General features: G+C 71.7%; 21 protein-coding genes and 1 riboswitch. Of the genes, 12 read left to right on the top strand and 9 right to left on the bottom strand.

The features are described 5' to 3' along the window. Positions 1-2: 2 nt before the first annotated feature. The 7 genes from ACH4OA_RS05705 to ACH4OA_RS05675 all read left to right on the top strand — a co-directional run bounded on the left by ACH4OA_RS05705 (position 3) and on the right by ACH4OA_RS05675 (position 5,020). Positions 3-608: a DUF2017 domain-containing protein gene (locus ACH4OA_RS05705; RefSeq protein ID WP_397941170.1), complete on the top strand. Its 606-nt coding sequence runs from the start codon at positions 3-5 to the stop codon at positions 606-608. A gap of 339 nt (positions 609-947) precedes the next feature. Continuing rightward, complete coding sequence (locus ACH4OA_RS05700) at positions 948-2,384, top strand: amino acid permease (protein ID WP_365876672.1); 1,437 nt, start codon at positions 948-950, stop codon at positions 2,382-2,384. A gap of 191 nt (positions 2,385-2,575) precedes the next feature. Then, positions 2,576-2,998: a Mov34/MPN/PAD-1 family protein gene (locus ACH4OA_RS05695; RefSeq protein WP_397967786.1), complete on the top strand. Its 423-nt coding sequence runs from the start codon at positions 2,576-2,578 to the stop codon at positions 2,996-2,998. 79 nt (positions 2,999-3,077) lie between these two features. Then, complete coding sequence (locus tag ACH4OA_RS05690; RefSeq protein WP_313895875.1) at positions 3,078-3,173, top strand: putative leader peptide; 96 nt, start codon at positions 3,078-3,080, stop codon at positions 3,171-3,173. Positions 3,174-3,271: 98 nt separating this feature from the next. Then, on the top strand, positions 3,272-3,550 hold the full coding sequence (locus tag ACH4OA_RS05685; RefSeq protein ID WP_365876668.1) for a MoaD/ThiS family protein: 279 nt from the start codon (positions 3,272-3,274) through the stop codon (positions 3,548-3,550). 17 nt (positions 3,551-3,567) lie between these two features. Then, on the top strand, positions 3,568-4,518 hold the full coding sequence (locus ACH4OA_RS05680) for a cysteine synthase (protein WP_365876666.1): 951 nt from the start codon (positions 3,568-3,570) through the stop codon (positions 4,516-4,518). Positions 4,519-4,585: 67 nt separating this feature from the next. Continuing rightward, the gene (locus tag ACH4OA_RS05675) at positions 4,586-5,020 is read left to right on the top strand and encodes a hypothetical protein (protein ID WP_365876664.1); all 435 of its coding nucleotides are present in this window, start codon (positions 4,586-4,588) and stop codon (positions 5,018-5,020) included. Positions 5,021-5,049: 29 nt separating this feature from the next. On the opposite strand, the gene ACH4OA_RS05670 is transcribed toward ACH4OA_RS05675, so the two are convergent. Then, positions 5,050-5,508 (bottom strand): type II toxin-antitoxin system PemK/MazF family toxin, encoded by a 459-nt coding sequence (locus ACH4OA_RS05670; protein ID WP_365876662.1) that lies wholly within the window; start codon positions 5,506-5,508, stop codon positions 5,050-5,052. 239 nt (positions 5,509-5,747) lie between these two features. Between ACH4OA_RS05670 and ACH4OA_RS05665 the strand changes: the two genes are divergently transcribed. Next, entirely contained in the window at positions 5,748-6,500 is a 753-nt protein-coding gene (locus ACH4OA_RS05665) for an MBL fold metallo-hydrolase (RefSeq protein ID WP_365876660.1), read from the top strand. Positions 6,501-6,572: 72 nt separating this feature from the next. Here ACH4OA_RS05665 and ACH4OA_RS05660 read toward each other — a convergent pair whose 3' ends face one another. Both ACH4OA_RS05660 and ACH4OA_RS05655 read right to left on the bottom strand, forming a co-directional pair. Next, positions 6,573-7,835: a PTS transporter subunit EIIC gene (locus ACH4OA_RS05660; protein ID WP_365876658.1), complete on the bottom strand. Its 1,263-nt coding sequence runs from the start codon at positions 7,833-7,835 to the stop codon at positions 6,573-6,575. A 151-nt stretch (positions 7,836-7,986) separates the two neighbouring features. Continuing rightward, positions 7,987-9,273, bottom strand: a complete 1,287-nt coding sequence (locus ACH4OA_RS05655) for a PTS transporter subunit EIIC (protein WP_397967784.1) — start codon at positions 9,271-9,273, stop codon at positions 7,987-7,989. Positions 9,274-9,428: 155 nt separating this feature from the next. Between ACH4OA_RS05655 and ACH4OA_RS05650 the strand changes: the two genes are divergently transcribed. From ACH4OA_RS05650 to ACH4OA_RS05640, 3 genes are all read left to right on the top strand, one after another. Continuing rightward, the gene (locus ACH4OA_RS05650) at positions 9,429-9,662 is read left to right on the top strand and encodes a PTS glucose/sucrose transporter subunit IIB (RefSeq protein ID WP_365876654.1); all 234 of its coding nucleotides are present in this window, start codon (positions 9,429-9,431) and stop codon (positions 9,660-9,662) included. 75 nt (positions 9,663-9,737) lie between these two features. Then, positions 9,738-10,472: a ribonuclease PH gene (gene rph / locus ACH4OA_RS05645; RefSeq protein WP_365876652.1), complete on the top strand. Its 735-nt coding sequence runs from the start codon at positions 9,738-9,740 to the stop codon at positions 10,470-10,472. A gap of 145 nt (positions 10,473-10,617) precedes the next feature. Continuing rightward, positions 10,618-11,028 (top strand): hypothetical protein, encoded by a 411-nt coding sequence (locus ACH4OA_RS05640; protein ID WP_397967782.1) that lies wholly within the window; start codon positions 10,618-10,620, stop codon positions 11,026-11,028. Between the two features lie 42 nt (positions 11,029-11,070). Here the strand turns inward: ACH4OA_RS05640 and ACH4OA_RS05635 are convergent, their stop codons facing one another. The 3 genes from ACH4OA_RS05635 to ACH4OA_RS05625 are packed head-to-tail and all read right to left on the bottom strand — an operon-like array spanning position 11,071 to position 13,671. Further along, complete coding sequence (locus tag ACH4OA_RS05635; protein WP_397941158.1) at positions 11,071-12,156, bottom strand: ATP-binding cassette domain-containing protein; 1,086 nt, start codon at positions 12,154-12,156, stop codon at positions 11,071-11,073. Continuing rightward, entirely contained in the window at positions 12,054-12,818 is a 765-nt protein-coding gene (locus tag ACH4OA_RS05630; protein ID WP_397947412.1) for an ABC transporter permease, read from the bottom strand. The genes ACH4OA_RS05635 and ACH4OA_RS05630 overlap by 103 nt, the downstream gene beginning before the upstream one ends. Positions 12,819-12,870: 52 nt before the next feature. Then, the gene (locus tag ACH4OA_RS05625; protein ID WP_397941156.1) at positions 12,871-13,671 is read right to left on the bottom strand and encodes an ABC transporter permease; all 801 of its coding nucleotides are present in this window, start codon (positions 13,669-13,671) and stop codon (positions 12,871-12,873) included. A gap of 1,396 nt (positions 13,672-15,067) precedes the next feature. Here ACH4OA_RS05625 and ACH4OA_RS05620 point away from each other — a divergent pair. After that, positions 15,068-17,491, top strand: coding sequence for a transglycosylase domain-containing protein (locus tag ACH4OA_RS05620; RefSeq protein WP_397967871.1), 2,424 nt, complete (start codon positions 15,068-15,070; stop codon positions 17,489-17,491). Positions 17,492-17,500: 9 nt separating this feature from the next. Here ACH4OA_RS05620 and ACH4OA_RS05615 read toward each other — a convergent pair whose 3' ends face one another. From ACH4OA_RS05615 to ACH4OA_RS05605, 3 genes are all read right to left on the bottom strand, one after another. Next, on the bottom strand, positions 17,501-17,821 hold the full coding sequence (locus ACH4OA_RS05615; protein WP_365872232.1) for an SMR family transporter: 321 nt from the start codon (positions 17,819-17,821) through the stop codon (positions 17,501-17,503). A gap of 38 nt (positions 17,822-17,859) precedes the next feature. Then, positions 17,860-17,930, bottom strand: a riboswitch (guanidine-III (ykkC-III) riboswitch). Positions 17,931-17,994: 64 nt separating this feature from the next. Beyond that, the gene (locus tag ACH4OA_RS05610; protein ID WP_014672972.1) at positions 17,995-18,354 is read right to left on the bottom strand and encodes a co-chaperone GroES; all 360 of its coding nucleotides are present in this window, start codon (positions 18,352-18,354) and stop codon (positions 17,995-17,997) included. Positions 18,355-18,376: 22 nt separating this feature from the next. Next, a complete protein-coding gene (locus ACH4OA_RS05605) occupies positions 18,377-18,706 on the bottom strand; it encodes a DUF3618 domain-containing protein (protein WP_397941153.1) in 330 nt (109 codons plus the stop codon). Between the last annotated feature and the right edge of the window lie 79 nt (positions 18,707-18,785).

Here is an 18,785-nt window from a genome sequence, read left to right as displayed (position 1 = left end):
AGATGCCCGGACACTTCGAACCGCTTCCCGGCGGCGGCGCGGCCGTCGCGCTCGACGACGTCGAGATCTCCATCATCCGGTCGCTGGCCGTCCAGCTCCTGGAGCTGATCGGCCCCGGCCCCGGCGGCGACGCCCCGGCCGACCCGCTCGCCGAGCTGTTCGCGCAGGGCCCGAGCGAGCCGCCCGCCGACCCGGTGCTGCGCAGGCTCTTCCCGGACGCCTACGGCGACCCGGAGCACGTTCCCGGCGCCGCGGCCGAGGCCGAGAAGCAGCGGGCGCACTCCGCGGAGTTCCGCCGCTTCACCGAGAACGACCTGCGCGCCGGCAAGCGGACGAACGCGCTCGGCGTGATCCGCAGCCTGGACGCGCTCGCCCCGGTGGACGCGGGCGGGGCCGTGCTGAAGCTGTCCCCGGAGGAGTCCCGGCAGTGGCTCGGCGCGCTGAACGACCTGCGGCTGGCGATCGGCGCCCGGCTGGAGATCACCGACGAGGACGACACGGAACTGCTCTACCGGCTCCCGGACGAGGACCCGCGCAAGCCGATGGTGCTGGCCTACCTCTGGCTGGGCGGGCTCCAGGAGACCCTGGTGACGACCCTGATGCCGTAAGCCGGTATGGCTGGTTCCTTTTGTGAACCCGGTCATGTCCGCTCAGAGGACGCTCAACTTCGGATAACGATCCCATCACCATCCTGGCCGTTTTTGACGCATTTGGGCGCTCTTTGTCCGCTTTTACCTGTGTGATGGATCACAACGCACCGGTGTGATCAGTATTGCGGCCGTGATAAATCTTCACGACCGCCCGGCCCACACCACCCATGTTCGGCCGGGTGCGCCACCGAGCCGACGACCGTCGGCCAGGCAACAGCTCCATCAATCCGGGGGGATCGAGACCCGATCCGAGGCCGACGAAAGGCCCGGGTCGGCATGGAGAAAGGCGCACCACACATGACCTCAGCGCAGGTCGACCAGCATCACGACGGCAACGAGGCCGCGCGGGGCGAGGGCAGCGAGGGCGGCGAGGGGTATCAGCGCGGGCTGGGGGCCCGGCAGATCCAGATGATCGCCATCGGCGGAGCCATCGGCACCGGCCTGTTCCTCGGCGCGGGCAAGGGCATCTCCAAGGCGGGCCCGAGCCTCATCCTGGCGTACGCCGTCGCGGGCCTGGTCATTTTCATGATCATGCGGGCGCTCGGCGAACTGCTGATGTACCGCCCCGTGTCGGGTTCGTTCTCCGAGTACGCGCGCGAGTTCATCGGCCCGTTCGCCGGTTTCGTGACCGGCTGGACGTACTGGCTGTTCTGGGTGGTCACAGGCATCACCGAGGTCACAGCGGCCGCGAAGTACATGACGTACTGGTTCGACATCCCGCAATGGGTGACGGCCCTGGTCTTCACGGTCGTCCTGTACGGCGCCAACCTGATCTCCGTGAAGCTCTTCGGTGAGCTGGAGTTCTGGTTCTCCATGGTCAAGGTCACCGCCATCATCGGCATGATCCTGATCTGCGCCGGCATCCTGACGATCGGCTTCTCCGACGCCGGCCACACCGCGTCCGTCAGCCACCTGTGGAACCAGGGCGGGTTCTTCCCGCACGGCATCGGCGACACCCTGATGACGCTCCAGATGGTGATGTTCGCCTTCCTCGCCGTCGAGCTGGTCGGCGTCACCGCGGGCGAGTCCAAGGACCCGAAGACCGTCCTGCCCAAGGCGATCAACACCGTGCCGTGGCGCATCGCCGTCTTCTACGTCGGCGCGCTGATCATGATCCTCTCGGTCGTGCCGTGGACCAGCTTCCACGCGGGCGACAGCCCCTTCGTGGTCGCCTTCCAGAAGATGGGCCTCCCGGCCGGCGCGGGCATCGTCAACTTCGTCGTGCTCACCGCCGCGCTGTCCTCCTGCAACTCCGGCATGTACTCCACCGGCCGCATGCTGCGCGACCTCGCGCTCAACAGCCAGGGCCCGAAGCTGTTCACCCGGCTGACGCCCAGCGGCACCCCGCTCATCGGCACGTCGTTCTCCGCCGCGCTGATGCTGGTCGGCGTCTGGATCAACTACCAGTGGCCGGGCAAGGCGTTCGACTACGTGGTGTCCTTCGCGACCATCTCCGGCATGTGGGCCTGGATCGTCATCCTGATCTGCCAGATCCGCTACCGGGCCAAGTCCGACCGCGGCGAACTGCCCCGCTCCGAGTTCCGCGCGCCCGGCGCGCCGTACACGAGCTGGTTCGCGCTCGCCTTCATCGGCATGGTGATCGTGCTGATGGGCATCGACAAGGACGCCCGGATCTCGCTGTACTGCGCGCCGGCGTGGGGCCTGGTCCTCGCCGTCGCCTATCTGGTGCTCAAGCGCCGCAACCCGGAGGCCGCCGCCTTCCGCAAGCGCTGACCCGGAACCTCCCGGAAAGGACGTCCGGCCGCCGGGGGCTCTCGTGGCGCCCCCGCCGGCCGCCGCTCAGGACGTCCGGCATACGGGCCGTCCCGTACCGTTCCCCGGTACGGGGCGGCCCGTCGTCGTCCGCCGCCGCCTGCCCGACGCGCCGGGCGCGGCCCCTTTCCCCTCTGCTTATCCTGACCCCCATGCTGACCATCACCCAGGCCCTGTACGACCAGATCGTCGCCCACGCGCGCAAGGACCACCCCGACGAGGCGTGCGGCGTGGTGGCGGGCCCGGCCGGCTCGGACCGTCCCGAGCGCTTCGTCCCCATGCTGAACGCGGCGATGTCGCCCACCTTCTACGAGTTCGACTCGGGCGATCTGCTCCGGCTGTACCGCGAGATGGACGACCGCGACGAGGAGCCGGTGGTGATCTACCACTCCCACACCGCCACCGAGGCCCGCCCCTCGCGCACCGACATCTCCTACGCCAACGAGCCGGGCGCCCACTACGTCCTGGTCTCCACCGCCGACACCGACGGCCTCGGCGACTTCCAGTTCCGCTCCTTCCGGATCGTGGACGGCGAGGTGACGGAGGAGGAGGTCACGGTCGTCGACGCCTACTGATCTCGCCCACCGGACGAAATCGGTCCGGCATGCGGAATCACCCTCCGGGACCAGGAGGGGGAATCGATACGATGAGCCCATGGTTCTTCTCGACGTGGGCGACAAGGCGCCGGGCACCCTGCTCGTGGCGCGGCTCCACGTCGACCTGTGCAGGCTGAACAGCGCCATCTGTTGACCCACCCCGCTGCCGCCGTCCGGCCGTGAGCCACGGTGTCCCGCCTCCGGCGCGCGCCTGACCGAACCGACGACACTTTCCGACAGGAGCCCTGAGCCATGGCCATCGAGGTCCGCATCCCGACCATCCTCCGCCCGTACACCGACGGTCAGAAGGCGGTGGAGGGCAGCGGCGAGACCCTCGCCGAGCTGTTCGCCGACCTCGAGACCCGGCACGCGGGCATCCAGGCCCGCATCGTGGACGGCGACCAGCTGCGCCGCTTCGTCAACGTGTACCTGAACGACGAGGACGTCCGCTTCATCGACGGCATCAACACCAAGCTGGCCGACGGCGACAGCGTGACCATCCTGCCGGCCGTGGCCGGCGGCATGCGCTGATCGGCTCCCGAGCAGCGATGCGCTACGACTCCCCGCTGGCCGCGGTGGGCAACACCCCCCTGGTGCGCCTGCCGCGGCTGTCGCCGTCCCCGGACGTGCGGATCTGGGCCAAGCTGGAGGACCGCAACCCCACCGGCTCGGTCAAGGACCGCCCCGCCCTGCACATGATCGAGCAGGCGGAGAAGGACGGCCGGCTGACCCCCGGCTGCACGATCCTCGAACCCACCTCCGGCAACACCGGCATCTCCCTGGCCATGGCCGCCAAGCTCAAGGGCTACCGGATGGTGTGCGTGATGCCGGAGAACACCTCCCAGGAGCGGCGGGACCTGCTCGCCATGTGGGGCGCCGAGATCATCTCCTCGCCGGCCGCCGGCGGCTCCAACACCGCGGTGCGCGTGGCCAAGGAACTGGCCGCCGAGCACCCCGACTGGGTGATGCTCTACCAGTACGGCAACCCGGACAACGCGGGCGCCCACTACGCGACCACCGGCCCGGAGATCCTCGCCGACCTGCCCTCGGTCACCCACTTCGTGGCGGGCCTCGGCACCACCGGCACCCTCATGGGCGTCGGCCGCTACCTGCGCGAACACCGGCCGGACATCCAGATCGTCGCCGCCGAGCCGCGCTACGACGACCTGGTCTACGGCCTGCGCAACCTCGACGAGGGCTTCGTCCCCGAGCTGTACGACGCCTCCGTGCTCACCACCCGGTTCTCGGTCGGCTCGGCCGACGCGGTCACCCGCACCCGTGAACTCCTCCAGCAGGAGGGCATCTTCGCGGGCGTCTCCACCGGCGCCGCCCTGCACGCGGCGATCGGCGTCGGACGCAAGGCCCTCAAGGCGGGGCAGAGCGCCGACATCGTCTTCATCGTGGCCGACGGCGGCTGGAAGTACCTGTCCACCGGTGTCTACACGGCGGCCACCACCGAGGAGGCCATCGAAACGCTCCACGGCCAGCTCTGGGCGTAGCGAGGGATCCGGGCGCGCCGGTGGTACGTCACATCCGTACCAGCACCCCGGCAGAAAGGCGGACCCCATGCGCCGTACGACGCCCCTCGCCCTCGCGGCCGCAGCGCTGCTCCTCGCGGGCTGCGGCACGCACCAGTCCACCGGGAGCGGCGGCGACGCACCGGCGCCGTCCGGCGGCACCCCGTCGGCCGGCCGCTCCGCCGCCTGTTCCGGCCGGGCGGAGCTGACGGCCGCCGATCACGGCCGCCAGGTCTGTGTCACCCGGGGCGGCGAGGTCCGGCTCACCCTGGACGGCACCAAGGACCGCCCCTGGAAACCGGTCACCGCGAGCGGCACGGGACTGGAGGCGGTCAACGCCGGCCTCGTCCTCCAGCCGGGTGACGCCACGGCCGCCTACCGGGCGGTGGCCGCCGGCACGGTGCGCCTCACCTCCTCCCGTCCGCCGTGCGCGGGCTGCGCGGACGGCGAGGAGGACTGGGCGGTCACCGTGCGGGTCGGCTAGAACCTGACGCCATGGGCTAGGGCACGGGCCTAGCCCGCCAGGTGCCGTACCTGGTCCCACAGGACCGGGTCGACCACGCCCACCCGGCGCCGGAAGCCGGCCACCGGCACCTCGCGCAGTTCGTCGGTCTCCAGGAAGCTGGGCCGGCCCTGCGCGTCCCCGACCGCGCCGGGCGGCAGCGGGATCACCCCGCTGCGCTCGTCGTGGTACTTGCTGGTGATCTTCGCGACCGTGGCCCGGTCGCCGCGCACGGTCAGCACCAGACAGGGCCGGTCCTTGCGCCCGGCCCGGTCCTCGTACGGGACGGCCGCCCACCAGATGTCCCCGGGCGAGGGCCGCGGCGCGTGCGCGGTGCGCGGGCCCGGCCGGCCCGGCGGCCGCAGGCGCCGCCCGGCGGGCCGGCGGCCGCGGCCCCAGCCGTCGACCAGCGCGGCGACCAGCGCGAGCAGCACCACCGCGGCGAGGGCGAGCCACCAGGACGTGTCCATACGACGACGTTACCGGCGCGCGCCGCTCAATGCGCGCCCTCTTCTGACCCTGGTGCGCCCCGCGTCCAGCCGAACCGGTGACAGCACAGGTGAGTTCGCCCACAACGGCCCCTGGCAAAGGAGCGACCCGCCCTCTCGCGCCTTACGCTCGACGGACCGCACGACCCCCGACAGCCCTCATCCCGAGTGGCCTCCCGCACCCGCCCACCGCTCTTTCCGCCAACGGAGGTTTCTGCTTCATGAAGCTCACCGTCGTCGGCTGCTCGGGGTCGTTCCCGTCCGCGGAATCGGCCTGTTCGAGCTACCTCGTCGAGGCCGACGGCTTCCGGCTGCTCCTCGACATGGGCAACGGCGCCCTGGGCGAGCTGCAGCGCCACTGCGGTCTCTACGACCTCGACGCGATCTTCCTCAGCCATCTGCACGCCGATCACTGCATCGACATGTGCGCGTACTTCGTGGCGCGCTACTACCGCCACGACGGCGGCCGGTGCGCCCCGCTCCCCGTCTACGGCCCCGAGGGCACCGAACACCGCCTCACCACGGCCTACGCGGACACCCCCTCCGCCTCCTCCATGAGCGAGGTGTTCGACTTCCACACGGTGAAGCCGTCCACGTTCGAGATCGGCCCGTTCACCGTGCACACCGAGCGGGTGCGCCATCCCGTGGAGGCGTACGGCATCCGCGTCGAGCACGGGGGAGTGTCGCTGACGTACTCCGGGGACACGGGGGTCACCGAGGCGCTGGACGGGCTGGCCCGGGACACCGACCTGTTCCTGTGCGAGGCCGCGTTCACGCACGGCAAGGAGACCATCCCCGACCTGCACCTCAACGGGCGCGAGGCCGGCGAGACGGCCGCCCGCGCCGGTGCCCGCCGGCTGCTGCTCACCCACATCCCGCCGTGGACCGACCCGGAGGTCAACCTGCGGGACGCCCGGGAGGTGTTCACCGGCCCGGTGGAACTCGCCGCGCCCCGGGTGACGTACGAGATCTGAGCCCGGACGGACCGAAGGGCCCCGGAACCTCCTCGGTTCCGGGGCCCTTCGGCATGCCGTGCCGGCCGGGACTCACGCCTTGGTGAGGTCCTCGACCTCCTCCTCGGGCTCGCGGCCCGGGGTCTTCAGGTCGAACTTGAGGATCGCGAACCGGAAGACGGCGTAGTAGACCGCCGCGAACACCAGGCCGACCGGGATGATCAGCCAGGGCTTGGTCGCGAGGTTCCAGTTCAGCACGTAGTCGATCGCGCCGGCCGAGAAGTTGAAGCCCGCGTGGACGCCGAGCCCCCAGGTGAGCGCCATGGACACGGCCGTCAGCACCGCGTGGAGCACGTAGAGCACCGGGGCGATGAACATGAAGGTGAACTCGATCGGCTCGGTCACACCGGTCACGAAGGAGGTCAGCGCGAGCGAGACCATCATGCCCATGACGGCCTTGCGGCGCTCGGGGCGGGCGCAGTGCGCGATGGCGATCGCGGCGGCCGGCAGACCGAACATCATGATCGGGAAGAAACCGGTCTGGAAGAGACCGGCGGACGGGTCGCCGGCCAGGAACCGGGTGATGTCGCCGTGCACCATGTCGCCGGCGGCGTTCTTGTAGTCGCCGAGCTGGAACCACGCCACGGTGTTGACGAACTGGTGCATGCCGATCGGGATCAGACCACGGTTGACCAGGCCGAACAGGGCCGCGCCGACGGAGCCGAGGCCCGTCATCCACTCGCCGAAGTTCGTGATGCCCTTGCCGATGGGCTCCCAGACGAGGCTGAAGAGGACACCGACCAGCGTGCCGACGAAGGCCATGATGATCGGCACCAGCCGGCGCCCGTTGAAGAAGCCGAGCCAGTCCACCAGCCGGGTGCGGTGGAACCGCTGCCACAGCACGGCGGCGAGCAGGCCCATGATGATGCCGCCGAGCACACCGGGGTCGTTGTACGTCGCCCCGACGATGCTGCCCTTCTCGATGTGCTCCTCGGTCACCGGGAAGGCCTGGAGCACCTTGCTGTAGACGAGGAAGCCGACCAGCGCGGCGAGCGCGGTGGAGCCGTCCGCCTTCTTGGCGAAGCCGATGGCCACGCCTATGCAGAACAGCAGGGGCAGGCTGCCGGTGATGGCGCCGCCCGCGGCGTTGAAGACGGTGGCGACCTTGTCCCAGCCCAGTCCGTCCTTGCCGAAGATGTCGTCCTGGCCGAGGCGGACCATGATGCCCGCCGCCGGCAGGACGGCGATCGGCAGCTGCAGGCTGCGGCCGACCTTCTGCAGGCCCTGGAACAGGCCCGCTCCCCGCTTTTTGGCCGGCTTGGCCGCCGGGGCCGCCGTCTCGCTGGCGGTGCTCATACTTCCTCCATCGGGCAAGGCGCCGCCCGGGAACCAAGGAAGGGGACGGCAGCGTCTCTGGTCTACACCACCTGTGGTGTAGACCTGTTGTAGCACGATGAAGGCGGCGTAAGGAACCCGCGAATCCGCTACGACAACGCTACGCGCCGTATCAGACCTTGGTGACGTCCTCCACCTCCTCCGCCGGCTCCCGCCCCGGTGTCTTCAGGTCGAACCGGCCGATCGCGACCCGGAACACGGCGTAGTACACGGCGGCGAAGCACAGCCCGATCGGGACGACGGCCCACGGCCGTCTCGCCAGGTTCCAGTTGATGACGTAGTCGATCAGGCCCGCGGAGAAGCTGAAGCCGTCGTGCACCCCGAGCGCCCAGGTGACCGCCATCGAGACACCGGTGAGCACGGCGTGGACCGCGTACAGCGCGGGCGCGATGAACAGGAACGAGTACTCCAGCGGCTCGGTGATGCCGGTCACGCACGAGGTCAGCGCCACCGACAGCATCAGACCGCCGACCTCCTTGCGGCGCTCGGGACGCGCGCAGTGCGTGATGGCCAGCGCGGCGGCCGGCAGCGCGAACATCATGATCGGGAAGAAGCCCGAGGTGAACTGCCCGGCGGCCGGGTCGCCCTGGAGGAACATGTTGATGTCGCCGTGCACCACCGTGCCGTCGGGCTTGGTGTAGCTGCCGAACTGGAACCAGACGGGCACGTTCAGGAACTGGTGCAGCCCCACCACCAGCAGCGCCCGGTTGGCGAGCCCGAAGAGGCCCGCGCCCCAGGCGCCCGCGTCCCGCAGCCACCCGCCGAAGCCCTCCAGGGCGGCGCCGACGGGCGGCCAGACGAACAGGCACACCACGGCGAACAGGATCGCCACGAACGCCATGATGACCGGCACCAGCCGGCGCCCGTTGAAGAAGCCGAGCCAGTCCACCAGCCGGGTGCGGTGGTACCGGGCCCAGAAGCGGGCCGCGAGCAGGCCCATGACGATGCCGCCGAACACGCCCGGGTTCTGGTAGGTGAACGCGGTCACCGTGCCGTCCGCCCCCTGGCAGCCCGTCGCCACCACCCTCCCGGCCGCCGGGCACCCGAGCGGGAACTGCCGCAGCACGCCGTAGTAGACGAGGAAACCCGTCACCGCCGCGAGCGCCGTCGAACCGTCCGCCTTCTTCGCCATGCCGATCGCCACGCCCACGCAGAACAGCAGCGGCAGTCCCAGCTGGCCGTCCAGCAGCGCCCCGCCCGCGCCGCTCATCACCTTGGAGACGTCCGTCCAGCCCAGGCCGTCCGCGCCGAACAGATCCGGCTGCCCGAGCCGGTTCAGGATGCCCGCCGCCGGCAGCACGGCGATGGGCAGCTGGAGGCTGCGCCCCATCTTCTGCATGGCCTGGAAGAGGCGGTGGAAGCGGGTCCGGACGGGAGGGGCCGTAGTCTCGGCGGTCATGGGTTTGGCGACCCTCCCCACGGTGGTGTAGACCAGTCGGCGGACGGTTCCGCTGTCGTGATCGCCATCATCGGACACGGACGGCATGACCGCTCGCGAAGAGGGGCCAACTGTGGGTTACTGCGACAAAGCGGTTCGGATCAGGGAGAAGGAACATGGCCAGCAAGGCTGAGAAGATCGTCGCCGGGCTCGGCGGCATCGACAACATCGAGGAGATCGAGGGCTGCATCACCCGGCTGCGCACCGAGGTGGCCGACCCCGAGCTGGTCGACGAGGCCGCCCTGAAGGCCGCCGGCGCCCACGGTGTGGTGAAGATGGGTACCGCCATCCAGGTCGTCATCGGCACCGACGCCGACCCGATCGCCGCGGAGATCGAAGACATGATGTGAGCCTCCGGTTCACCCTGAAGGGGCTCTTCCCGACGCGGGAGGAGCCCCTTCCGCCGGTGCGGCTAGGCTCGGCGCATGTCTCGCATCGACGGCCGTACGCCCGAACAGCTCCGCCCGGTCACCATCGAACGCGGCTGGAGCAAGCACGCCGAGGGCTCCGTGCTCATCTCCTTCGGCGACACCAAGGTCTTCTGCACCGCCTCCGTGACCGAAGGCGTCCCGCGCTGGCGCAAGGGCAGCGGCGAGGGCTGGGTCACCGCGGAGTACTCCATGCTGCCCCGCGCCACCAACACCCGCGGCGACCGCGAGTCCGTCAAGGGCAAGATCGGCGGCCGGACCCACGAGATCTCCCGGCTCATCGGCCGCTCCCTGCGCGCCGTCATCGACTACAAGGCGCTCGGCGAGAACACCATCGTCCTCGACTGCGACGTCCTCCAGGCCGACGGCGGCACCCGCACCGCCGCGATCACCGGCGCCTACGTCGCCCTGGCCGACGCCGTCGCCTGGGCCCGCGGCAAGAAGCTGGTCAAGGCCGGCCGGCAGCCGCTCACCGGCACCGTCAGCGCCGTCTCCGTGGGCATCGTCGGCGGCGTCCCGCTGCTCGACCTCTGCTACGAGGAGGACGTGCGCGCCGACACCGACATGAACGTCGTCTGCACCGGCGACGGCCGCTTCGTCGAGGTCCAGGGCACCGCCGAGGCCGAGCCCTTCGCCCGCGACGAGCTGAACGCCCTGCTCGACCTCGCCGTCACCGGCTGCACCGAGCTGGCCGCGCTCCAGCAGGCGGCGCTGGCCGACGCGCGGGCGTAGGGCCTCTCGTCCGGATCAGGCCGGGCCCGGCGAACCCGCCGCGGTCCCGGGGCAACCCGCCCCGCCCCGCGGGCGTCCCTCAGGGTACGGGCGCGCGGCCCGCCGCCGCGCGCCCGGCCAGCCGTACCAGGGGAGGGAACCCGCCATGCCCGCCAGCCGACGCCCACGCCCACATCGGGGCCGGGTCACCGTCGTCGCCGTGGTGGCCGCCGCCGCGCTCACCGCAGGCCTGACCACCGGCTGTGACGCCGTGGACAAGGCGCTGGACTGCGTACAGACCGCCGACACCATCGCCGACCACGTCACCGAACTCCAGCAGGCCGTGGAGAACGCCGCGAACGACCCCGCGCAGGCCGACGCCTCGCTCGACTCCATCGACAAGAGCCTGCGCGAGATCGGCGGCAAGACGGACGACGCCGACGTCGACAAGGCCGTGGACGACCTGCGCCAGGCCGTCGGCGACGTCCGTACGGCGATCCAGGACGGCGACCGGACACCGGACGTCAGGCCGGTCACGGCCGCGGCGGGCGAACTGACCAAGGTCTGCACGGCGTAGGGCCGCCCGGGAACGGGCGCGCCGGCGGGCCGTGGGCGTGGGCTACGAGAGCGCCTTCTCCGCGTACATCCGCGCGATGACCGCCTCGATGTCCGGCTCCCGCACCGACAGGTCCACCAGCGGGTACCGGGCCGCCAGGTGCGCGACGACCGGCGCCGCCGACTGCCCCGCCGGGAACGCCAGCCACTGCCGCGGCCCCTCCACCCGCACCACCCGCGCCGACGGCACCTCGACCGGCGGCAGCTCCCGCTCCAGGTCCACCACCAGCGTCCGCTCGCTCCCGCCCGCCTCATGCAGCTCAGGGAGCGAGCCGTCGTACACCAGCCGCCCGTGGTCGATCACCATCACCCGGGAGCACAACTGCTCGATGTCGGTCAGGTCGTGCGTGGTCAGCAGCACGGTCGTGCCGCGCTCGGCGTTCACCTCGCGCAGGAACTCCCGCACCTTGGCCTTCGACACGACGTCCAGGCCGATCGTCGGCTCGTCCAGGTACAGCACGTCCGGATCGTGCAGCAGCGCCGCCGCGATGTCCCCGCGCATCCGCTGCCCGAGCGAGAGCTGCCGCACCGGCACGTCCAACAGGGCGCCCAGCTCCAGCAGTTCCACCAGCCGGTCCAGGTTGCGCCGGTAACGGGCGTCCGGGATGCGGTACATGCGGTGCGCCAGCCGGTAGGAGTCGATCAGCGGCAGGTCCCACCAGAGCGTGGTCCGCTGCCCGAACACCACCCCGATCCGGTGCGCGAGACGCGTCCGCTCCCGCGCCGGGTCGATGCCCGCCACCCGCAGCCGCCCGGCGCTCGGCGTGAGGATCCCGGTCAGCATCTTGACGGTGGTCGACTTCCCGGCGCCGTTCGGCCCGATGTACCCGACCATCTCCCCGCGGGCCACGGTGAACGACAGCGAGTCCACCGCCCGCACCTCGCGCCGCTCCCGCCGCAGGAACCCGGTCCTGCGGCGCACCCGGAAGATCTTCTCCACCCGCTCCAGGACGATGAAGTCCTCGCCCGCGGCCACGTCGTCCACGCTCAGCTCCCTGTGCTGCGATACGAACGGAGTCCCGCCCGCCAGGCCAGTCCCGCCAGCGCCCCGCACCCCGCCGCCACCAGCGGCGGCGTCCACGCCACCCATCCCGGCAGCCCCAGCGGGTACGGCCGCCCCAGCACCCGGGTGGCGGGCAGCCAGTTGACGAAGGCCAGCGGCAGTACGAACGTCACCCCGCGGACCAGCTCCTTGCCGAACACCGTCGGCGGGTACTGCAACAGCGTCGTACCGCCGTAGGTGAAGGCGTTCTGCACCTCCGAGGCGTCCTGCGCCACGAACTGGAACCCGGCCCCGGCCACGAACACCGCGCAGAAGATCCCGCAGCCGCTCACCACCATCACCGGCATCAGCAGCAGCCGTTCCGCCGTCCAGTCGACGTCCACCCCGGTCAGCGACCAGCCCAGCACCAGCGCGCCCTGCGTCACCCGGCCCAGCCGGCGCAGCGCGAACCGGTCCGCCGCCACCTGCGCCAGCACCGGCACCGGCCGCACCAGCAGCGTGTCCAGCGTGCCGTCCCGCACCCGCCGGCCCAGCCGGTCCATCGACCCGATCAGCAGGTCCGCCAGCCCGAAGGAGGTCGCGGACAGCCCGTACAGGAACGCCACGTCGGGCAGCGGATAGCCGCCCAGCGCGTCCACCCGGGAGAACATCAGCATGATCGCGACGAAGTCCAGGAAGGTCGCCGCGAAGTTCCCGACCGTGGTCATGGCGAACGACGCCCGGTACGCCATCGTGGAGCGCACCCACATCGCCGCGATCAGCCGGTACGCCCGCACCCCCTCGGCCAGTCGCCCCCGGCCCTCAGCCACCCTGCACCACCACCCGCCGCGTCGCCGCCGACTGCGCCAGCCGTCCGGCCGCCAGCAGCACCACCGCCCACGCCGCCTGGAAGAGACAGGTCGGCAGCGGGTCGCCCCGCCCCAGCAGGATGTCCGCCGGGGCCTGCAGCAGCGAGGACCAGGGCAGCAGCCGTACGACCTCGCCGAGCACGCCCGGGAACACGTTCAGCGGCAGCAGCATGCCCGAGCAGAAGAACCCCAGCAGCCACGCCATCTGCACCACTCCGGTGCTGTCCAGCAGCCAGAACGCGCTCAGCGCCACCAGGTACCGGATGCCGAAGCCGACCGGCATCGCCAGGACGACGGCGACGAGGAACGCCGCCCAGGTGCCGGCGTCGGACGGCAGGTACACGGGGAAGCACAGCGCGCCGAACACGAACGGCACGAGGCCCCGGCCCAGCAGCTGGAACAACGCCCGGCCCAGGTCCGCCGCCAGCCACCACAGCTGGAGGTCGGCCGGCCGGTACAGGTCGATCGCCACGTCCCCGGTGCGGATGCGCTCCATCAGCTCGTCCTCGACACCGCCACCCCCGAGCGCCAGCGTCGACAGGAGCGCCTGCCCGAGCCAGACGTAGGTCGTCGCCTGTGCCTGGTCATACCCGCCCAGGTGGGGTCGCTCCGACCACAACGCCTGGTAGGTGTAGACGAGGATGAGACCGAAGACGGTGTTCGTGAACACCCCTGCCGCAGTGGCGGCGCGGTAGGTCGCGTACCGTCGGAACCCCCCTGCCGCGACCGCCGCGTACAACCGTCCCGCGCCCACGCAAGTCGACCTCCTCGGACCACTCGACACCGAAGCGCGGGAGCCTAGTCCGGAGGCCCGGTGGCCGGCCACGCGTTTTCCGCCGGAAGCGTGCCGGAATCCGGGAACGGAACGCCAGGTGCGGGTGTCTCAGACAGGGGGAGCGCAGAAGCGTATGAGGCGTACGGGAACGTACGACGCGAAACAGGAGTCCGTGCACGACATGAGCGACGAGCCGCAGCCGCAGCAGCCGAACGAAGGCGTGGCACCGGAAAAGCCGCTGCCGGCTGAAGGGCCCGGGAAGCCGGGGGGCCACGAGGAGAAGTCCTCCGGACAGCCCGAAAACCGGCCCCGGCACAGGCCGGTGGCCGAAAGCCGCCCTGCCGTCCGCCCGGAAGCCGCCGAGGGCACCGGAAGCACCCGCAAGGGTGACCGGGGTGCGGGTCCGGCGGCCGGGAACGGCTCCGGACCGGCGGCCCCGGACCGGACGGCGTCCACGGCCCGGTCCGCCCGGCCGGAGGGGCAGGCGGACCGGAAGGGGGCCGAGGGAGCCGGCACCGGTCCGGCGGGCGCGCAGTCCGCCGAGAGCACCCAGGTGCTGCGGCGCATCACGCCGCCCAAGGCACCCCGGACGTCCCCGGAGGAGTCCGGCCCGCCGCCGGAGACCACCCAGGTGCTCCGCCGGGTCACCGCGCCCCGCGCGGGGAAGCCGGCCGGACCGGAGAAGCAGGGCAAGCCGGCCGGGCCCACTCCGCACGCCGACGGGAACCGTCCCACGGACGGGAAGCAGCCCGCCGACCGGAACCGGTCCGTCCGGTCGGCCGGTGCGGCTGCCGGTGCAGCGGCCGGTGCCCAGGGCGCCGCGTCCGCCGGTGGCGCCTCCGCGGCCGGTGCCGCCGCCGGTGCTCAGGGTGCCAAGGCCACTGGTGCCGGTGCCGCCGCGTCCGCGCCTCGCGCCGCAACGGGCGCCACGGGCGCGGAGCGTACGACCGGCGGGGCCTCCTCGTCCGCCCCGTCGTCCCCGGCCGCCGCGAGAGCGGCCCGGGCCGCCCGTGCGGCAGGCGCCGCGGGCGCCGCCGGTGCCGGTGCCGCCGCTGCCCAGGGCGCCCAGGCCGCCGGTGCAGCGGGTGCCGCGTCCGCCGGTGCCGCCGTGCCCGCGCCCCGCGCCGGAACGGGAGCCAAGGGCGCCAAGGGTGCCAAGGGCGCGGAGCGTACGACCGGTGCGACTCCGTCCGTCCCGTCGTCCCCGTCATCCCCGTCGTCGTCTCCTTCCTCCCCGGCTTCCTCCCCGGCCGCCGCGAGAGCCGCCCGCGCCGCCCGCGCGGCAGGCACCGCGGGCGCCGCCGGTGCTCAAGGCCCCCAGGCCACCGGCGCCGGTGCCGCCGCGGAGGCGGAGGGCACCGAAGACGCGACCACCGTGCTCGCCGCCGCCGACGGTGCGGCCGGCGGCGGCAAGGGCAAGGGCGGGAAGAAGGACAAGAAGGGCAAGCGGCCCAAGCGGACCGGCTGGCGGCGGATCTTCCCGACCTGGCGCATGGTGCTCGGCACCTTCGTCGTCGGCGTCCTGCTGCTGATCGGCGTGTTCTTCGTCGGCTACTCCCTGGTGCAGATCCCGCCGGCCAACGCGTTCGCGACCAAGCAGGCCAACATCTACCTCTACGCCGACGGCTCCCAGATAGCCCGCGACACACGCGACAGCCAGGTCAACCGCGAGAACGTCGGGCTCGCCGAGATCTCCAAGGACGCCCAGCACGCGATCCTGGCCGCCGAGGACCGCGACTTCTACAGCGAGTCCGCCGTCGACCCCAAGGCGATGCTCCGCGCCGCCTGGAACACCGCGACCGGCAAGGGCAAGCAGTCCGGCTCCACGATCACCCAGCAGTACGTGAAGAACTACTACCTCGGCCAGCAGCAGACGGTCACCCGCAAGGCCAAGGAGTTCTTCATCTCGATCAAGCTGGACCAGAACAAGTCCAAGGACGAGATCCTCCAGGGCTACCTCAACACCAGCTACTTCGGCCGCAACGCCTACGGCATCCAGGCCGCCGCCCAGGCCTACTACAGCCGGGACGCCGCCGGCCTCGACCCGGCCCGCGCCGCCTACCTCGCCGCGCTCGTCAATGCGCCCAGCGAGTACGACGTCGTGGCCCACCCCGAGAACAAGAAGGCGGCCGTCGCCCGCTGGAACTACGTGCTGGACGGCATGGTCAAGAAGGGCTGGCTCAAGGAGTCCGAGCGGGCCGGCATGAAGTTCCCGATGCCCAAGGAGCAGACGATCTCCACCGGCATGTCCGGCCAGCGCGGCTATCTGGTGGAGGCGGTCAAGCAGTACCTGACCAGCAACGACATCATCGACTCCGACCACCTCGCGGCCGGCGGCTACCGCATCACCACGACCATCCAGAAGAACCGTCAGGACGCCTTCGTCAAGGCGGTCGACGACCAGCTGATCAGCAAGCTGGACAAGGAGAACCGCAAGGCCGACACCTACGTCCGGGCCGGCGGCGCCTCCGTCGACCCCAAGACGGGCAAGGTCGTCGCGATGTACGGCGGCATCGACTACGTGAAGCAGTACACCAACGGCGCGACCCGCGGTGACTTCCAGGTCGGTTCCACGTTCAAGCCGTTCGTGTTCACCTCCGCCGTACAGAACGGCTCCACCACCCAGGACGGCCGGCGGATCACGCCGAACACCCTCTACGACGGCACCAACCAGCGCACCGTCCAGGGCTGGAGCGGCACCCCGTACGCCCCCGAGAACGAGGACCAGAAGTCCTACGGCCCGATCACCGTGCGCAAGGCCACCGATCTGTCGGTGAACTCGGTGTACGCGCAGATGGCCGCCGACGTCGGCCCCGGCAAGGTCAAGGACACCGCGGTCGCCCTCGGCATCCCGGCCGACACCCCGGACCTCTACCCGTCCCCGTCCATCGCGCTCGGCACCGCCAACGCCAGCGTCCTGGAGATGGCGGAGGCCTACGCCACGCTCGCCAACCACGGCAGGCACGGCACGTACACCCTGGTCGAGAAGGTCACCAAGGACAACCGGGAGGTGCTCAAGCTGCCCGGCCGGCCGGCCAAGCAGGCCGTCAGCCGCGAGGCCGCCGACACCACCACCTCGGTGCTGCGCAGCGTCGTCGAGAGCGGCACCGCCACCGCCGCACAGGCCGCCGGCCGCCCGGCGGCCGGCAAGACCGGCACCGCCGAGAGCGACACCGCCGCCTGGTTCGCGGGCTACACGCCCGACCTCGCCACGGTGGTCTCCGTCATGGGCCAGGACCCGGTGACGGCCAAGCACATGCCGCTCTACGGCGCCCTCGGCGCGGCCCGCATGAACGGCGGCGGCCCGCCCACCCAGATCTGGGCCCAGTACACGCACGACGCGCTGGCGGGCAAGCCGGCCGCCGACTTCGACCTCCAGCTCGAACAGGGCGCCGACGAGATCCAGGAGCCGCCCGCCACCGCCACGGCCGAGCCCGGCACCGACGCCGGCCAGGGCGACGCCGGCACCACCACCACCGACGGCGGCCAGGCCACCGGCGGCGCGACCGCCACGCCGAACACCGGCGGCACCACCGGCACGCCCGCCACCGGCGGCACGACGACCGGCGGCGGCACCCCGGGCACCGGCGGCGCCACCACGGACGGCGGCGGCACGGCGACCGGCGGGGACACCGCCACCGGCGGCGCGACCACCGGCGGTGGCACCCCGGGCACCGGCGGCGCCACCACGGACGGCGGCGGTACGGCGACGGGCGGCGGCACCCCGGGCGGCGGCGGTGCCGGCACCGGCGGCGACACCGGCACGCTCGCGGGACCGGGAGGCGGCCCCGGCACCTGACGGCCCGGCTCAGTGACCGCTGGTCGCCTTCAGACCCACGACGGCGACCAGCAGCAGGCACACGAAGAAGATCCGGGCGGCGGTGACCGGCTCGCCCAGCACCACCATGCCGAGCACCGCCGCCCCGGCCGCGCCGATGCCCACCCAGACGCCGTAGGCCGTGCCGATGGGCAGGGACTTCGCGGCGTAGGACAGCAGGACCATGCTGGCGACGATGCCGGCGCCGGTGAACAGACTCGGGACCAGCCGGGTGAAACCCTCGCTGTACTTCATCCCGATCGACCAGGCCACTTCCAGCAGACCGGCGACGACGAGCAGAACCCAGGCCATGACAGACACCTTCCGGGACACGACGGCATTTCTCCGCGGGTGCGTCGTCTTTGCCTTCGACCCGGTACGGCGCGTCTCGTCGGGTTCCCTTCGAACATAGCAAGCCCACGCCGAAGAGGGCCGGTGACGATGGTCACCGGCCCTCTGGCGGTCCGCCGGGAGGAGTCCCGGTCCTACAGGTACAGCCCCGTGGAGTCCTCCGACCCCTCGAACCGGTCCGCGGCCACGGCGTGCAGATCACGCTCGCGCATGAGGACGTAGGCCACGCCCCGCACCTCGACCTCCGCCCGGTCCTCCGGGTCGAACAGGACCCGGTCGCCGGGCTCCACCGTCCGTACGTTCTGCCCGACCGCGACGACCTCGGCCCAGGCCAGCCGCCGCCCGACCGCCGCGGTGGCGGGAATCAGGATGCCGCCCCCCGACCGCCGCTCGCCCTCACCGGTCTCCTGCCGCACGAGAACCCGGTCGTGCAGCATCCGGATGGGCAGCTTGTCGTGATGGGGGGTGCTGTGCTCGTTTCTGTTGGCGCTCACGCGTCGAACCTACCTGTCCCGGTCAGTCCCGGCGCCGCCGGGCCCCGAGGGTGAGCAGCCCCACGACACCCACGACGACGAGCGCGACGGGCACGACCCGCTCCAGCCGGGGCGCCCCCTCCTCGTCGACGAACCGGGCCCGCACCTCGCTCACGACCCGGTTCACCTGCACGTACGCCCGGCCGACCGTGTGGTCGACGTTCGCGACGACCTTGGCCTTCGCATCCCCGACGATGGTCTTGGGATGCACGCGCACCCCGATCTCGTCGAGCGTCTCGGCCAGCACTTCGCGGCGGCGCCTGATGTCCGCCTCGATCTGCGCCGGGGTTCTGGTGTCCGACGTGTCCGCCACCGTACGGCCTCCGAAGTCTCTGCTGCTGTTGCGGACAGTCTGTCAGCTCACGGCCGCATCGCACCCCAAGGGCCCCCGG

Origin of the sequence: Streptomyces sp. NPDC017095 (genome assembly GCF_044332325.1) — a bacterium.
Classification (GTDB): domain Bacteria; phylum Actinomycetota; class Actinomycetes; order Streptomycetales; family Streptomycetaceae; genus Streptomyces.
This window is presented reverse-complemented; position numbering and strand designations above follow the sequence as displayed.

Bases quoted from the DNA above. Each gene is read 5' to 3' on its own strand.
- ACH4OA_RS05685 (WP_365876668.1), top strand. From the start codon at position 3,272: ATGGCCATCGAGGTCCGCATCCCGACCATCCTCCGCCCGTACACCGAC.
- ACH4OA_RS05655 (WP_397967784.1), bottom strand. From the start codon at position 9,273: ATGACCGCCGAGACTACGGCCCCTCCCGTCCGGACCCGCTTCCACCGC.
- ACH4OA_RS05670 (WP_365876662.1), bottom strand. From the start codon at position 5,508: ATGGACACGTCCTGGTGGCTCGCCCTCGCCGCGGTGGTGCTGCTCGCG.
- ACH4OA_RS05705 (WP_397941170.1), top strand. From the start codon at position 3: ATGCCCGGACACTTCGAACCGCTTCCCGGCGGCGGCGCGGCCGTCGCG.
- ACH4OA_RS05665 (WP_365876660.1), top strand. From the start codon at position 5,748: ATGAAGCTCACCGTCGTCGGCTGCTCGGGGTCGTTCCCGTCCGCGGAA.
- ACH4OA_RS05690 (WP_313895875.1), top strand. From the start codon at position 3,078: ATGGTTCTTCTCGACGTGGGCGACAAGGCGCCGGGCACCCTGCTCGTG.
- ACH4OA_RS05630 (WP_397947412.1), bottom strand. From the start codon at position 12,818: ATGTGGGTGCGCTCCACGATGGCGTACCGGGCGTCGTTCGCCATGACC.
- ACH4OA_RS05695 (WP_397967786.1), top strand. From the start codon at position 2,576: ATGCTGACCATCACCCAGGCCCTGTACGACCAGATCGTCGCCCACGCG.
- ACH4OA_RS05640 (WP_397967782.1), top strand. From the start codon at position 10,618: ATGCCCGCCAGCCGACGCCCACGCCCACATCGGGGCCGGGTCACCGTC.
- ACH4OA_RS05675 (WP_365876664.1), top strand. From the start codon at position 4,586: ATGCGCCGTACGACGCCCCTCGCCCTCGCGGCCGCAGCGCTGCTCCTC.
- rph (WP_365876652.1), top strand. From the start codon at position 9,738: ATGTCTCGCATCGACGGCCGTACGCCCGAACAGCTCCGCCCGGTCACC.
- ACH4OA_RS05660 (WP_365876658.1), bottom strand. From the start codon at position 7,835: ATGAGCACCGCCAGCGAGACGGCGGCCCCGGCGGCCAAGCCGGCCAAA.
- ACH4OA_RS05635 (WP_397941158.1), bottom strand. From the start codon at position 12,156: ATGGGTGGCGTGGACGCCGCCGCTGGTGGCGGCGGGGTGCGGGGCGCT.
- ACH4OA_RS05650 (WP_365876654.1), top strand. From the start codon at position 9,429: ATGGCCAGCAAGGCTGAGAAGATCGTCGCCGGGCTCGGCGGCATCGAC.
- ACH4OA_RS05700 (WP_365876672.1), top strand. From the start codon at position 948: ATGACCTCAGCGCAGGTCGACCAGCATCACGACGGCAACGAGGCCGCG.
- ACH4OA_RS05615 (WP_365872232.1), bottom strand. From the start codon at position 17,821: ATGGCCTGGGTTCTGCTCGTCGTCGCCGGTCTGCTGGAAGTGGCCTGG.
- ACH4OA_RS05680 (WP_365876666.1), top strand. From the start codon at position 3,568: ATGCGCTACGACTCCCCGCTGGCCGCGGTGGGCAACACCCCCCTGGTG.